The sequence below is a fragment of the Streptomyces sp. NPDC051180 genome, assembly GCF_040689545.1.
Classification (GTDB): Bacteria; Actinomycetota; Actinomycetes; order Streptomycetales; family Streptomycetaceae; genus Streptomyces.
Genome location: NZ_JBFBBC010000007.1, coordinates 100,000 through 114,413, shown reverse-complemented (window position 1 = coordinate 114,413; position 14,414 = coordinate 100,000). Strand labels below are relative to the sequence as shown.

9 protein-coding genes are annotated in these 14,414 nt (G+C 73.5%); all 9 read right to left on the bottom strand.

Annotated elements, in window-relative coordinates:
• Positions 1 to 2 precede the first annotated feature (2 nt).
• From AB0424_RS15225 to AB0424_RS15185, 9 genes are read right to left on the bottom strand one after another with little or no spacing between them, the layout of a single operon-like run.
• Positions 3 to 1,250: an O-antigen ligase domain-containing protein gene (locus AB0424_RS15225; protein ID WP_366305476.1), complete on the bottom strand. Its 1,248-nt coding sequence runs from the start codon at positions 1,248 to 1,250 to the stop codon at positions 3 to 5.
• The gene (locus AB0424_RS15220; RefSeq protein WP_366305474.1) at positions 1,240 to 2,793 is read right to left on the bottom strand and encodes a right-handed parallel beta-helix repeat-containing protein; all 1,554 of its coding nucleotides are present in this window, start codon (positions 2,791 to 2,793) and stop codon (positions 1,240 to 1,242) included. Before AB0424_RS15220 ends, AB0424_RS15225 begins: the two co-directional genes overlap by 11 nt.
• 35 nt (positions 2,794 to 2,828) lie before the next feature.
• Positions 2,829 to 4,772: an alginate lyase family protein gene (locus tag AB0424_RS15215; protein WP_366305473.1), complete on the bottom strand. Its 1,944-nt coding sequence runs from the start codon at positions 4,770 to 4,772 to the stop codon at positions 2,829 to 2,831.
• Positions 4,769 to 6,952, bottom strand: coding sequence for a bi-domain-containing oxidoreductase (locus tag AB0424_RS15210; protein WP_366305471.1), 2,184 nt, complete (start codon positions 6,950 to 6,952; stop codon positions 4,769 to 4,771). Before AB0424_RS15210 ends, AB0424_RS15215 begins: the two co-directional genes overlap by 4 nt.
• A 16-nt stretch (positions 6,953 to 6,968) precedes the next feature.
• Entirely contained in the window at positions 6,969 to 8,903 is a 1,935-nt protein-coding gene (asnB, locus tag AB0424_RS15205; RefSeq protein WP_366305469.1) for an asparagine synthase (glutamine-hydrolyzing), read from the bottom strand.
• 3 nt (positions 8,904 to 8,906) lie between these two features.
• A complete protein-coding gene (locus AB0424_RS15200; RefSeq protein WP_366305468.1) occupies positions 8,907 to 10,427 on the bottom strand; it encodes a Wzz/FepE/Etk N-terminal domain-containing protein in 1,521 nt (506 codons plus the stop codon).
• Complete coding sequence (locus AB0424_RS15195; RefSeq protein WP_366305466.1) at positions 10,424 to 11,800, bottom strand: Wzz/FepE/Etk N-terminal domain-containing protein; 1,377 nt, start codon at positions 11,798 to 11,800, stop codon at positions 10,424 to 10,426. Before AB0424_RS15195 ends, AB0424_RS15200 begins: the two co-directional genes overlap by 4 nt.
• Positions 11,797 to 13,062 (bottom strand): glycosyltransferase family 4 protein, encoded by a 1,266-nt coding sequence (locus AB0424_RS15190; RefSeq protein WP_366305464.1) that lies wholly within the window; start codon positions 13,060 to 13,062, stop codon positions 11,797 to 11,799. The genes AB0424_RS15195 and AB0424_RS15190 overlap by 4 nt, the downstream gene beginning before the upstream one ends.
• A complete protein-coding gene (locus tag AB0424_RS15185; RefSeq protein ID WP_366305462.1) occupies positions 13,052 to 14,368 on the bottom strand; it encodes a nucleotide sugar dehydrogenase in 1,317 nt (438 codons plus the stop codon). The genes AB0424_RS15190 and AB0424_RS15185 overlap by 11 nt, the downstream gene beginning before the upstream one ends.
• Positions 14,369 to 14,414 lie beyond the last annotated feature (46 nt).

Below are 14,414 nucleotides of genomic sequence, written 5' to 3'. Positions count from 1 at the left end.
GGTCACCTCCTGGCCCATCGCGGAACGCGTGGTCGGGTCACTTCGGCCACCGGCGTCTTCTCCGGGGCGGGCGCCGGCGCCGCCGGCGCGGCGGGGGCGGGCGTCATCAGCAGCGAGGCGGCCAGGGCCAGGTGCAGCAGGTACGCCGAGGCGTCGCCCAGCCCGGCCTCGGTGTACGACGAGATGGCCACGTAGCTGATCAGGAAGATCGCGCAGGCCCTCGGCAGCGACGGGGGCCGCAGCAGCGCGACGCCGCCCAGGACGATGAGCATCGCCGCCACGATGGCGACCCCCATCAGGCCCTGCTCCTGGTAGACCGCCAGCCAGCTGTTGTCGATCGGCAGGCCGTCGAACGACTTGTCGCTCAGGCCCATGCCGAACACCTGCTCCCCGAGCGTCCGGGGCGCGGACAGCAGGGCGTCCCAGACCTTGGCCCGCCCGGTGAGGTTGGAGAAGTTCTCCTGGCTCTGCCCGCGCAGGAACCACGCCCGCAGCGCGGAGCTGAACACCACCGCCGCCACCGTTGCGCACAGCACCGCCCAGGCGAAGAAGCGGCGGGCGGCGGCGCTGGTCATGACGAGCGAGCCGATCGCCAGCATCAGCCCGATGATCATGCCGAGGGTGGCCGTCCGGGTGTGGGTCATCGCGAGCAGGACGAGCGAGGGCACGATGACCACCGCCGCGCTCGCCCCGGTGGTCCGGCGCCCCAGCAGGAGCAGCACGGTGAGCCCGATGATCACCGCGGAGTACTGGCCGATCTGCGGCGGGGTGAGCGGCCACAGCGCGCCGACCAGCCGCCCGCCGTAGTACTCGGGCATCGCCGTGCCCGGCGAGACGACCAGGCCGGCGGCGACCAGCACGAGCACCGCGAAGTACATCCGGATGTGGTGGCGGACGAACGTCATGCCGCCGTCCCACCAGCGGCTGAGCAGCCACAGCGTGCCGACGAACAGGGACAGCCGGGCGCAGCGGAACAGCGCGCCGAGGCCCACCTCCAGGTGCACGCTGGCGATCACGCTCGGCACCAGCAGCAGGGTGAGCAGGAAGACGAAGGCGCTGGCCCGGAACCGCAGCCGCGGGTTGACCGCGAGCGCCAGCACGAAGGCGGCGACCAGCGCGCCCATGGTGGCCATCTGGATGAGGGAGCGGGGCAGCGGGACGACGGTCTTCGCCCCGGCGGAGCCGAGGGTGTTGAGGGCGAGCAGCGCCCACACCACGCCGACGATCCTCGGTGTGCGCTCAGCGGTCATCGCCGTCACCGCCCCCCGCGTCGAAGGTGCTGCCCGCGTCCTGCCCGTACGGCGTGCCCCGCCACCGCGCCACGTCGAGCGTCCGGCCCGTGTCGTGGGCGACGAAGCTCCAGGGCCCCACGTAGGCGTTGTCGTGCCACCGGTTGTCCTGGTCGCGGGTGATCGCCTCGCCGACCCGCTCGGCCCGGTAGGGGGACCCCTCCGGTCGGTCGCCGGAGCCGGCCAGCACCGCCATGCGTCCGCACGCCGACGTGCAGCCGACGGCCGCGGGGCGGTGCACGAAGCGGTTCCCGTGGATGTCGACCCGCCGGGTCCTCCACCGGCAGTCGTCGTGGAGCGGCGCGGCGGCGATCGCCGGCGGCGCGCAGCGCGCGGTGTCCTTCACCAGCAGCGTGCAGTAGCCGGTGGAGGTGTTGGCCGGACTGTTGCAGTACCGGTCGGCGTTCTCCCACAGGGTGATCCCCGACCAGTTGTCCTCCATCAGGTTCCCGTGGACGTCGATGCGGTCCGTGCGGGCGCGGACCCGCGGTTCGCCGCCGGACTCGGACAGGTAGACCGTCCCGTAGGGGAAGCCGTCGCCGTCCTCGGCGGCCGCCCGGCCCTCGACCAGCCCGTTCCGACGGATCGTGTTGTTGCGGACGACCGCGTTGTAACTGGTCTCGTAGATCAGCGCGGCGCCGTCGTTGGACTCCAGGACGTTGTCCTCGAAGAGGAAGTCGTTGTTGTTCGTGTCCGCCCACAGGCCGGCCCCGCGGTTGTCGTGCACCCAGTTGCCGCGCACGTCCGCGCCGTCGACGGCCCAGAACTTGATGCCGCCGGTGCAGCCGCAGCCGGGCTCCCGCCGCTCCCAGTCGTCGGTGTTGTTGCCCACGACCTCGTTGCCCTCGACCACCAGGCCCTTGATGGTGTCCCCGGTCTTGTAGGCGTTCATGCCGTACTGCCCGTTGCCGCGCAGACAGCTGGCGCGGAGCTGCTGGCGGGCGCCCGCCATCAGACCGGCACCGGAGTTGTACTGGATCCTCGCGTGCTCGATCACCCATCCGTCGGCCATGTCGTGGTTGACCACGCCCTCGTTGTTCGGCGCGACGAAACCCTCCACGGTCAGGTACCGGATGGCGACGCCGCGGGCGGTGCCGCCGAACGCGTACTGGTTGGTCCGCCGGCCGTCGAGCACCGCGCCGGGCGCGCCCAGGTAGCGGTTGCCCTCCTTGGGCTCGACCTGCGCGTAGGCGTCGGACGGGAGCGTGTGCCGCCCCGGCCGAAGCCAGAACGTGGTGCGCGGGGGGCTGCTCTCGGTCTTCGCGGCCAGGTCGCCGACGACCGCGGGGTCGACCGTGACCGCGCCCGCCGGCGCCCGCTCCGGCCCCGCCGGCGGAGCGGCGCACACCCGGGCCGGGGACGGCGCCCCGGTCGGCGTGCCCGCTCCCGGCGCGGACGCCGCCGCCGACGGGGAGCGCGCCCCGGCCTGCTTCGCCGGGGCGTCCGACGGGCCGGTGCACCCGGCGACCGCCAGCAGGAGCAGCACCAGGGGTGCCGCGGGCACCCTCCGGTGCCGCCGCTCGTTCCGCACGTGCCCCCCTAGCCGTGGAACCTGAGCACGGTGGTGAACCCCTCCGCGCCGTCGGCGAAGCCGGTGCCGACCAGCGTGGTGGCGGGTTCCTTGCGCCCGAAGCCGGGGGAGTACCAGCCCAGCGGCGGGTTGCTCTCGCCGCGGTGCGCCCGCCAGGACAGCTCCCCGGGCAGGTCGAGCGCCGCGGAGCGGTCCTCGCCGTCCCGCGTCCAGCTGAGCACGGCCCGGTTGCCCACCAGGTCCGCGGCGATCGCCGGACCGAGGTGGAACGCCAGCCGTACCTCCCCGCCCTGCCCCCGGACCTCGTCGACCACCTTCAGCTCGCCGCTCGCGGCCGTCAGCTCCACCCGGCGCCGGTGCACGGACCCCTGGTACCCGTCGTGCTCGGCGGACCAGCGGCCCCCTCCCTCGCCGGGGGCGTCCGCGGCCAGGACGCGGGTGCCGGCGTGCCGGGTCCACAGGAACGGCCCGCCGGAGACGGACTGGTCCCCGCCCTCCAGCTGCAGGGTGTTGTGGCCGAGGGTGGAGCGGAAGTACCGCCGCCACTCGGGCTGCCCGTGGTAGCAGAACGTCCCCGGGTCGGCGAGCACGTCGACCCCGTCGTGCCGCACCTCCACGGACAGCGCGTCCGCGTGGGCGTGCGCGGCGATCGACAGGAAACCGTGCGGGCCGCCGTCGCAGCGGCACCAGATCTCCCCGGGCGCCCGCAGGATCGTCATGCCCGCGTCGGCGAAGTGGGACGGCCGGCTCGCCGGCCGGGTCACGGCCGGCGAGCCGGGCCGGATCAGCGCGGCCAGCATCGGGGTGCGCACATCGGTGCCGGTCACCTCGGGCCACCAGTCGCGCCGGCCGAACACGGCGTCCCCGGTGGCCAGCAGCGACCCCCAGCGGTCCGTGCCCGCGCCGTCGACGACCAGCCCGTGCCCGTCGTCCGCGTCGCCCTGGCGCGGCGGCCTCAGCCGCCCGTCCACCACCGCCGCGAGCGCGTCGGTCATCCGCAGCAGCACCACCCGGACCGTCGACGGCACCGGCACACCGGCGGCGTCGGCCTCGGCCACCGCCGCGAGACCGAGTTCGAGCACCAGACCGTGGTACTCGGTCGCCAGCTCCCGGTTGAGGCCGGAGAGATGGGTGTTGGCGCGCAGCTGCCGCTCCAGCGACCGCAGCGCGTCGGCCCGCCACCGCGCCGACGAGGGGAACCAGCCGAACGCGCAGGCCGCGGCGAACTGCCCGGCGGTCTCCGCGATGACGTGGTTGTTCGCCGAGGAACCCCGGCTGGGGAAGGCGGCCAGCCAGCGCTGGTGGTGCCAGATCTGGGTGAGCGCCACCGGGTTCTCCTCGAAGAGCCCGGCCGCGCCCGGCCAGCCGTCCAGCAGCCTGCGGACCCACACCCAGGACAGCAGCCGGATGCCCAGCTCGATGCCGCTGGTCCAGTGCACCCCGCGCAGCGGCGCGTTGGCGCCCCACCACGACCGCAGGTGCTCGGCCACCCGCTCGGCGTACCGGTCGTCCCCGGTCAGCGCGTAGGCGGCCGCGAGGACGGTGAGGTACTGGTGCCGGGACGGCTCCCAGATCTGCTTGATGTCGCCGACCGCCTCCTCGTCGCGGTACGGCACGTCGAAGGCGTAGCCCCACGGGGCCCGGCGCCCCGTCTTCGGGTCGTACCACCAGTCGGGGTCGACCAGGTCGTCGCGCTCCACCCCGAAGAACTCGCCGCGCCCGGCCATCAGCCGGTCCGCCTCGGCGACGAGGCGCTTCGCGGCGTCCGGGGGCACCGCGGCGATCGTCCCCGGGGGCAGGAGCGCGGTGAAGCGGGCGCCGGTGACCTCCGGGCGGACCGGCCGCGCCGACCGCCACCGCCGCCTGCGCAGCGTGTCCCCGACCCGGCCGCCGACCTCCCGCGGCCCCATCCGGGAGAGCCGCCGCAGGTACCAGCCCGCGCTCATCGTCATCGGGCGCCCGCCAGCGTCACCGGCACACCGCCGGCCAGGCCGGTCTGGACGGCGAGGGTCGCCGCCGTGGTGGCGACCAGCGACTCCAGCGGCACCGGCATCGGCCCGCCGGTCCGCACGGCCTTGACGAACGCGGCCAGTTCGGCCGACTGGCCCTTGTCCCGGGCCTTCGGCAGCCGCGAGCTGACCCACTTCCTGGCGCCGTACACCGAGGCGCGCACGAAGTCGTCGAGCCGCAGCACCCTGCCGTCCGCGACGAGGTCCAGCGTCTCCTTGGGGAAGCCGGGCGCGCCGCTGGTCACGTAGCTGAGGGTGGCGGTGGAGCCGTCCGGGTAGGTCAGCAGGACCTGGAGGTCCTCGTGGCCCGGCGTGGCGGTGGCGTACACCGAGACCGGGTCGGCGCCCAGCAGCCAGCTCGCCGTGTCGATGAAGTGACCGCCCTCGCCGGCGAACCGCGAGCCCTCGGTGCCCTGCCGGAGGTACCAGCTGCCGTGCTCCAGCCGGCCCGCGTTGATCAGGTAGCGCAGGCTCGCCGGCCCGGTCCGGGTGCCGAACTGCTTCCTGGCCTCCTGGAGCAGCGGCGAGAACCGGCGGTTGAAGCCCACCTGGAGCCGGTCGTTGCCGGACTCCTCGACCGCCGCGAGCACCCCGGCCAGCTCGTCCTCGGTGAGGGCCAGGGGCTTCTCCACGAAGACCGCCTTGCCGGCCAGCAGCGCCTTGCGGGTCAGGTCGGCGTGCGAACTGTGCCGGGTGACCACGAACACCGCGTCGATCGACTTGTCGCCGAGCACGGCGTCGAGGTCGGTGGTCGCCTCGGCGAAGCCGAACTTCCGCTGGGCGTTGGCCGCCGACAGCGCGGTCGTCGTGACGACGGTCGACAGCTCCACGCCCTCGCGCTGCGCCAGGTGCGGCAGCAGCATCGACGTCGCGTAGTTGCCCGCTCCGACGAACGCCAGCCGCACCGGCGTCCCGGAGTACCGCGCCTGGGCGGGCAGCCCGCCGCCGTTCGCCTTGACCGCGGGGACGGCCACCACCGGCGCCGGCGTCTCCGCCGTGTGCTCGGGATAGCGGAACAGCACGGCCACGGCCTTCAGTTCGCCGTCCTTCAGGCTCCGGTAGGTCTCGACGGCGTCGTCGAAGTCGGAGATGTGCGAGATCAGCGGCTCCACGTCGATGCTGCCGCGGGCGGCCAGGTCGAGGAAGCAGGCCAGGTTGCGGCGCTCGGTCCAGCGCACGTACCCGATCGGGTAGTCCCGCCCCTCCAGCTCGTACTCCGGGTCGTAGCGGCCCGGCCCGTACGACCGGGAGAACCGGACGTCGAGCTCCTTCTCGTAGTACGCGTTCCACGGCAGGTCCAGGCTGCACTTGCCGATGTCGACGACCCGGCCCCGGTCCCTGCTCAGCCGCGCGGCCAGCTCGACCGGCTGGTTGCTGCTCCCGCCGGCTGCCAGGTACACCTGGTCCACGCCGTGGCCGTCGGTGAGTTCGGCGACGGCGGCCTCCACGGCCGCGGACGCGGGATCGCCGCACGCCGCCGCGCCCAGGCTCTCGGCCAGCTCGCAGCGCGCCGGGTCGGGGTCGACGCCGACCACACGGGCGCCGGAGGCGACGAGGAGCTGGACGACCAGCTGCCCGATCAGGCCGAGGCCGATGACCAGCGCCACGTCACCGAGCTGCGGCTCACCCCGGCGGACGCCCTGCAGCGCGATCGCGCCGACGGTGCCGAAGGCCGCGTGCCTCGGGGCGAGGCCGTCCGGCAGCGGGGTGTAGAGGTTCTTCGGCACCCAGTTCAGCTCGGCGTGCAGCGCGTGCTCGTTGCCCGCGCAGGCCACGAGGTCGCCGACCGCCACGTCGTCGACGCCGGCGCCGACCTGCTCGACGACCCCGCACAGCGAGTAGCCGAGCGGCGTGTACGAGTCGAGCTTTCCCATCACCTTGCGGTAGGTGGCGGGCACCCCGTTGGTGGCGACGCTCTGCACGACCTTCGCCACCTGGTCCGGCCGCGAACGGGCCTTGCCCAGCATCGACATGCCGGCCTCGGAGACCTTCATGAGCTCGGTCCCGGTGGATATCAGCGAATAGGCCGTCCGGACCAGCACACCGCCCGGCTTGCACCCCGGCATCGGCACGTCGAGCAGCGTCAGTTCACCGCTCTTGTAGTTCTGTACTACCTGTTTCACCGAAGTCCTCTTGTCTCTACGCAGTCAAGGAAGGGTGCTGGTCGGACCCGGCGGTCGCGCCGCGGTACCAGTACTCGAGGGTCAGCACGTGCCACAGATGCTTGGAGAAGTCCCGCTGCCCGGCCGCGTCCTGGGCGACCATGCGCGCCAGCGCGTCGCGCCGCAGCAGCCCGGAGCCGACGAGCACGCCGTCGTTCACCACCTCGCGCACCAGCGGCGCCAGGTCCCGGCTCATCCAGGCCCGCAGCGGAGCGCTGAACAGCCCCTTGGGCCGGTACACGATCTCCCGGGGCAGGACCGAGGTGGCCGCCTCCTTGAGGACGGCCTTCCCCTGCCGCCCGACGATCTTGCGGTCACCGGGCACGGCGAACGCCGCTCTGACCACCTCGACGTCCACGTACGGCACCCGCACCTCCGTGGACGCGGCCATGCTCGACCGGTCCGTGTACGCGAGGTTCAGGCCCGGCAGGAACATCCGGGCGTCGCCCAGACACATGCGGTTGACGAAGTCGTCCAGGTCGTTGTCCCGGTAGACGTCCGCGTGCTCCGTCAGCACGTCCCCGACCGTCCCGGCCAGGTCCGGATCGACCAGGGCGAGCAGCTCCTCCCGGTCGTACATCGTGTAACTCCGCCGGAACGCCGTCTCCTCCGGCAGATCGGCGAAGGAGAGGAACCGCTTCGCGAAGCGCACCGACCGGTACCCGCGGCGGGCCGAGGCCACCGGCAGCCGGTCCACGGCCGCGGACACCCCGCGGCGCAGCGGCCGCGGCACACGCTGGTAGCGCAGCGCGAGCAGGTTGGCCAGGTGCTTGCGGTAGCCGGCGAACAGCTCGTCGGCGCCCATCCCGGAGAGCATCACCTTGACCCCGGCCTCCCGGGCGGCCTGGCAGATCAGGAACGTGTTGATCGCCGCCGGATCGCCGATCGGCTCGTCCAGGTGGTACGTCATCTGCGGCAGCAGGTCCAGCACGTTCGGGGCGATCTCGATCTCGTGCAGGTCGACGCCGAACCGCGCGGCCACCTGCCGGGCGTAGCGCAGGTCGTCCGGCATCGCCTCGAACCGGGCGTCCTCGGCACGGAACCCGATCGTGTAGGCGGAGATACCCGGCTGCTCGGCCGCCGCGAGGGCGGTCAGATAGCTGGAGTCGAGACCGCCCGACAGGAAGGTCGCCACCGGCACGTCGGCCATCAGATGCCGCCGGGTCGACTCCTCGACGACGGCCGCGATGTCCGGCAGCTCACCCGTGCGGGCCCGCTCCCGTCCCTCGGCCGCGACGTCCTTCAGGTTCCAGAACCGGCCGCGCTGCACCCGGCCGTCGGGCCGGCAGCGCAGCCAGGTGCCCGGCGGCAGCTTCTCCGCCTCGCGGAACGCGCACCGCGAGTCCGGCACCCAGTAGTACAGCAGCGAGGCCACCAGCGCCCCGTGGTCCACCTCCAGGGAACCGCCGGTCACGGCGGCGAGCGCCTTGAGCTCCGAGGCGAACACCAGCCCCTCGCCCCGCCGGAGGAAGAACAGCGGCTTGATGCCCAGCTGGTCGCGGGCGAGCACCAGCTCACCGGTGCGCTCGTCGAAGATCCCGAACGCGAACATGCCGCGCAGCCGGGGCAGACAGTCCGTGCCCCAGCGCCGCCACGCCTCCAGGAGCACCTCGGTGTCGGAGGTCCCCCGGAAGCGCACCCCGGCCGCCGCCAGCTCGGCGCGCAGCTCGGGCGCGTTGTACAGCTCCCCGTTGTAGGTCAGGACGAGCCCGTCCGAGACCATCGGCTGCGCACCCGTCTCCGAGAGGTCGACGACGGCCAGCCGGCGGTGCCCCAGGTGCACTTCCCCGTCGGCGACGGGGTGGCTGTAACGGCCCGCCCCGTCCGGTCCCCGGTGGGCGAGGGTCTCGGTGAGCCGGTCGGCCACGAGCTTCCCGTCCGGCCACCGGTACGTCCCTGCGATGCCACACATGTCCTACCGTGCCTCCTGGTCGCTTTCCGGTACCCGAGCCGCCCACTTCGGCAGCCGTTCCGCCCGCCGCCGGCCCGTCCCGCTCTGCCGGGCGAGCAGCTCGCCCTGCCCGCGCAGGGCTGCCTGCAGCCCGTCCCACAACGTGCCGTCGGTCCGGTCGCGCGGGTCGGGGTCGATCAGCACCACACCGATCACCGGGATGTGCTGGTCCGCGAGCTGCCGCGCCACCGTGTGCAGCCACGCGGCGCTGCCGTGCCCCGCCCGCACGACGAGCACGGTCCGCGTACCGAGGTACTGGAGGTCCGTCCACGCCGTGCCGGGCGCCACCGAGCCGACGCCGACCAGCCGCTCCTGGTGCGACGCGGCCGCGGCCTGCTCGCCGCTCACCACCGTCGGACCGCCCGCCTTCGACCGGCGGTCGACGAGCTGCCGGCCGGGCAGACCGTCCACGACGACCACCGGCCCGTCCGCCTCCAGCGCGGCCGCGAGGTCGAGGGCGATCACGCCCGCGCTGCGCGCACAGCCCAGCTCCAGCAGCGACACCGGCTCCGCCGAGCCGCGCACGGTGCGCGCAAGCGAGACGGTGAGCCGCTCGCGGGCCGCCCCGGCCCGGCGGCGCCGCCACGGCGCGGCCGGCCGGCGGGGCAGCTCGGCGATGACCGAGGCGCCCAGGTTCGCCGCGATCTCCCGGCGCAGCACGGGGCGGTCCGCCACCACCGCGCCGACCGCCGACACCGCGAGTCCGAGGACGAGCCCGAGGGCGAGTCCGATGGCGCCGTCGGTGGCGAGGGCCCGGGGCAGCGAGTGCCGCACCGCGCGCGGCGCGTCCACGATCTGCGTGCCGGAGATCAGCCGCGGCGTCCCGATCCGGGCCTCCGCGGCACGCTGGTCGAAGTCGCTGATCCGAGAGGTGAGTTCGGCCCGCCGGGCGAAGAGCGACTCCATGTTCGCCGACGCCTTCGGGCCGCTCGTCGGCCCCCCGTCCCCGATCGACCTGTTGACCTGGGCGAGTTCCTCCCGCATCCGGTCACGCTGGTCGAGCAGGGCCTTGGCCTCGGCGTTCGCCGCCTCCCTTATGCGCCGCACGTGGTCCGTGACGAACACGTCGGCCAGCGCCCGCGCCCGGGCCACCGCCTGCGCGTCGGTGTCGCCCGTCGCCTCGATCTGCAGCAGGTTGTTGGTCAGGCCGGTCCCCAGGTACTCCTGCATGAAGTCCTCGGGCTTCTCCCCGGACTTCAGCGACTTCAGGGCCTGCTCGGCGATCCGCGTCGTCTGCAGCAGCGCGACGTCGGTGCGGATCAGCGTCCCGGGGTCGTTCGGCTGGTCCTCCTGGTGCGCCACCAGCAGCTTGGTCACCGCCGTCGGCGGAGGCGGCAGCAGGACCGCCACCGCCGCGCCGAGGAGCAGCCCGAGCAGCGCCAGGGAGCACCACACGCGGCGCCGCCTGCGCACCGCCACGACCAGCGTCTGCAGGTCGAGCAGCGGAGCGGCGGCCGACGACTCGGAGGTCGTACTCGTCGTCACCCTGTGACTCCCGTCGCGTCGTCGGCCATCGCGAACTCCGGCGCGGCCGCTTGCCGAGTACGGCCCGAGGACCGCGCCGGACGGGCCAGGACCGTGCCGGCGAGAACGACGCCGACGACCTCGTGCCGGGCGTCCGCACACGCCTCGGCGACGCCGGCGAGCTCCCCGGCGGTCCAGCTGCCGGCGCTGAGCATGATCAGTGCGCCGGTCTCGTCGTCCCGGTCCGGCAGCATCGGCTGGGTCACCGAGACGGCCGTCACCCGAAGCAGCGGCTCGCCCGCGGCCTCGGCGGCCAGCTGCTCGGCGGCCCGGAGAGCGGTCTCGTCGCCCTCCGGCACCACGACCAGCAGCGACCGGGAGGCCGGCAGCCGGTCCCGCAGACGGGCGCACACCCGCCGGTAGCGGGTCTGCCTGCTGGCCTCGTCGCCGGACGTGCGCGGGACCGGCAGGTCCCAGCGAACGTCGAGGCCGAGGAGCCGGCGGACCAGGGCCCACGGGCCGCGGCCCTTGCCGCGGTGCGCGGCCCGCTCGGCCGGCACGTCGACGGTGCCCAGCAGGGTCGAGCGCAGCGCAGCGGTGATCTCCGCCTCGGTGCGCAGCCGACGGCTCATCCGGGCCGCCGTGAGATGACCGATGACGGTGATCAGGAAGGCCAGCACCGCCCCGGCGGCGACGAGCTGCGTCCTGGTCGGCGGCGCCTTGCCGTCCGGCCGGGCCGCGGGCCCCATGACGACCATGTTGGCCTTGACCGCCTTGCTGGCGGCCGTGTCGGCCTGGTCCAGCTTGTCGATGGCCTCGCGCAGCGAGGTGCGCAGCTTCTCCAGGTCGGTGCGGGTCTGCACGCTCTCCACGGTCCGCCCCGGGTCGGCCGCGTCGGCCAGCTCGGTGATGCGCCGGTTGGTCGTCTCCACCTGCTTGCGCAGCGCGTCGAGCCGCGCCGCCGCGTCCGGATCGGTGCCGTTGCCCATGACCCGCGCGGCGAACGCCACGAACTGGCGGGCCGTCTGATCCGCGAGCTGCTGCGCGCGGGCCGGGGTGTCGGCCGTGCCGGAGATCTTGATGATGTTCCCGTCGGACGCCTCGGCGACCACCTGCTCGCGCAGCTCGGCGGCGCTGACCCCGCCCCAGGCGAGGGTGGCCGCCACGCGGTCGACCACCACCGAACTCGTCGCGATCTCCGTCTGGGTGCGGAGTTCGCGCTCCTCCCAGGCACCGGGCAGCAGCACGGACGCCGAGGTCGTGTAGCGCGGGGGGAACAACAGGGAGGTGCTGTAGCCGACGAGCGCGCCCACCACCACGAGGAGGGCGAGCAGCCGCCGGCGCCGACGGACAATCCGCCCGATCGTGACCAGGCGTATCGTGTCATCGCTCAACTGCGCTGCCTCGTCCCTGTGCTGTTCGGGGAGCCCGCCGGCCCGGGGGTTCCGGCACGGCAGGCGGCTTCGTAGGCGTCGAGCAGCGCACGCTGGGAGTTCCGCCAGGCGAGCGGCCCGTTGATCCGCTCCTGGCCGAGCTTGCCCATCCGGGCCCGCTCCTCCGGATCGTCCAGCAGGGCCGCGACGAGCCTCGCGAACTCGGACTCGTCGTTGGCGGGCGCGTAGACGGCCGCGTCGCCGGCGGAGACCCGCGCCTCCCGGAGGTCGAACGAGACGATGGGACGGCCCATCACCATGTACTCCAGGACCTTGTTCATGGTCGACACGTCGTTGAGCGGGTTGTGCGGGTCGGGGGAGAGGCAGACGTCCGCGGTGGACAGGTAGCGCACCAGGTCGGCGTCCGGGACGCGCCCGGTGAACTCCACCTGGTCCGACAGACCGAGCTTCCGGGACAGCTCCACCATCGCCTCGAAGGTGTCGCCGGCGCCGACGAACACCGCGTGCCAGTCGGTCCGTCCGACCTCGTCGCGCAGCTTCGCCAGCGCCCGCAGCGCGTAGTCGACGCCGTCCTGCGGACCCATGACGCCCAGATAGCACAGCAGATGGGGCCTGCCGCGCTTCAACTCCGGCTCGGGCGGCACCGGGTGGAACCGCTCGGTGTCCGGCGCGCTGCGCACCACGAACACGTCCTCGGGCCGCCGGCCGCCGCGGCGCACCGCGACGTCCCGGTAGCTCTCGTTGGTGGCGAGGACGACGTCCGCGGCCCGGTAGGTCATCCGTTCCAGCGCGCACACGCCGCGGTAGAGCAGGTCCTGGCCGCGGTCGAACCGGGACAGGTACAGCTCGGGCACCAGGTCGTGCTGGTCGAAGACGAACCGGGCCCCGCGCCGCTTCAGCCACCGGGCCGGAAGGAACAGCAGGTCCGGCGGGTTGCAGGCGTGCACCACGTCGACCGGGCCGACCTTCCGGGCCAGCCGGAGGGTGTGCCACAGCGCCGAGCCGTACTCCCGCACGTAGCCGGCCGGACCGCCCGTGGCGGCGCGCAGCGGGTAGCGGTGGATCCGCACCCCGTCGATCACCACCTCCGCCTCCGTGTCCCGCTTGCTGCCGCGGGGGCAGATGACGTCCACCTGCCACCCCGCGTCGCGCAGCGTCGTGCATTCCTGCCACACCCGCCGGTCGAACGGCACCGACAGGTTCTCCACCAGGATCAGCGCGCGCCGGTTCGGCCGGTCGCGGCTGGTCTCGTCACCAAGCAAGGCCCACGTACCCAGGTTCGGCCCGGCGCGTCTCGGCGTCGGGAAGGCGGATGAGGTCGATGATCAGCGGGCCCTCGCCATGGGGGAGCGCCGACACCACGGCCGGGTCCTTCGTCCCGACCAGGCACACCTCTGCGTGGTCGAGCACCTCGTCGACGGAGTCGGCGAGCAGCTGCGCGAGGTGCGGCAGCCGGGTCTCGATGTACTCGCGGTTGGCGCCCAGGAGCCGGGAGAGGCTCACGTTGGCGTCGTGGATCCGCAGGTCGTAGCCCTTGCCGAAGAGCCGCTCCGCCAGTTCGACGAGCGGGCTCTCGCGGAGGTCGTCGGTGCCGGGCTTGAAGGACAGCCCGAAGAGGCCCACCCGGCGCTTCCCGGTGCGCTCGACCAGCTCCACCGCGCGCTGGAGGTGGTCGGCGTTGGAAGGCAGCACGTGGGAGAGGATCGGCACCGAGACATCGGCCCGCTGCGCCGCGTGGACCAGGCTGCGCAGGTCCTTGGGCAGGCAGGAGCCGCCGAAGGCGAAGCCGGGCCGCAGGTACGCGGGGCTGATGTTCAGCTTTCGGTCGGCGAGGAACACGTCGATCACCTGGTGCGAGTCCACCCCGAGGGCGTGGCAGACGGCGCCCAGCTCGTTGGCGAAGCCGATCTTGAGGCCGTGGAACGCGTTGTCCGCGTACTTGATCGCCTCGGCGGTCGGCACCGGCACCCGGAACACCTCGCCGGGCAGACCCTCGTACAGCGCGGCGACCACGTCGCCGCTGGCCGTGTCGAGTTCGCCGATGACGGTCTTGGGCGGGTCGAAGAAGTCCTTCACGCTCGTGCCCTCGCGCAGGAACTCCGGGTTGACCGCGACGCCGACGTCCACGCCGGCCGTGCCGCCGACGTACTTCTCCAGGATCGGCACCAGCAGGTTCAGACAGGTGCCCGGGAGCATGGTGCTGCGGAACACGACGGTGTGCCGCCCGCCCCGCTCGGCGAGCGCGGCGCCGATCTCCTCGGTGACCCGCTCCAGATAGGTGGTGCACAGGCTGCCGTTGGGCTCCGACGGCGTACCCACGCAGATCAGCGACACCTCGCTGTTCATGACGGCCTCGCGGACGTCGTGGGTGGCTCTCAGGGCCCCGGACGCCACGACCTCGGCGACGAGTTCGCCGATCCCCTCCTCGACCACCGGCGCCTTGCCGTCGTTGACCAGGTCGACCTTCACCTGGTTGACGTCGACGCCGATGACCTCGTGCCCCATGCCGGCCAGGCACGCGGCCGACACGCAGCCCACGTAGCCGAGCCCGAAAACGCTGATCCTCATGACCCGTTCCTCCCCCCGGGCAGGCCCTTCCGGCCTGCCCTCCGTG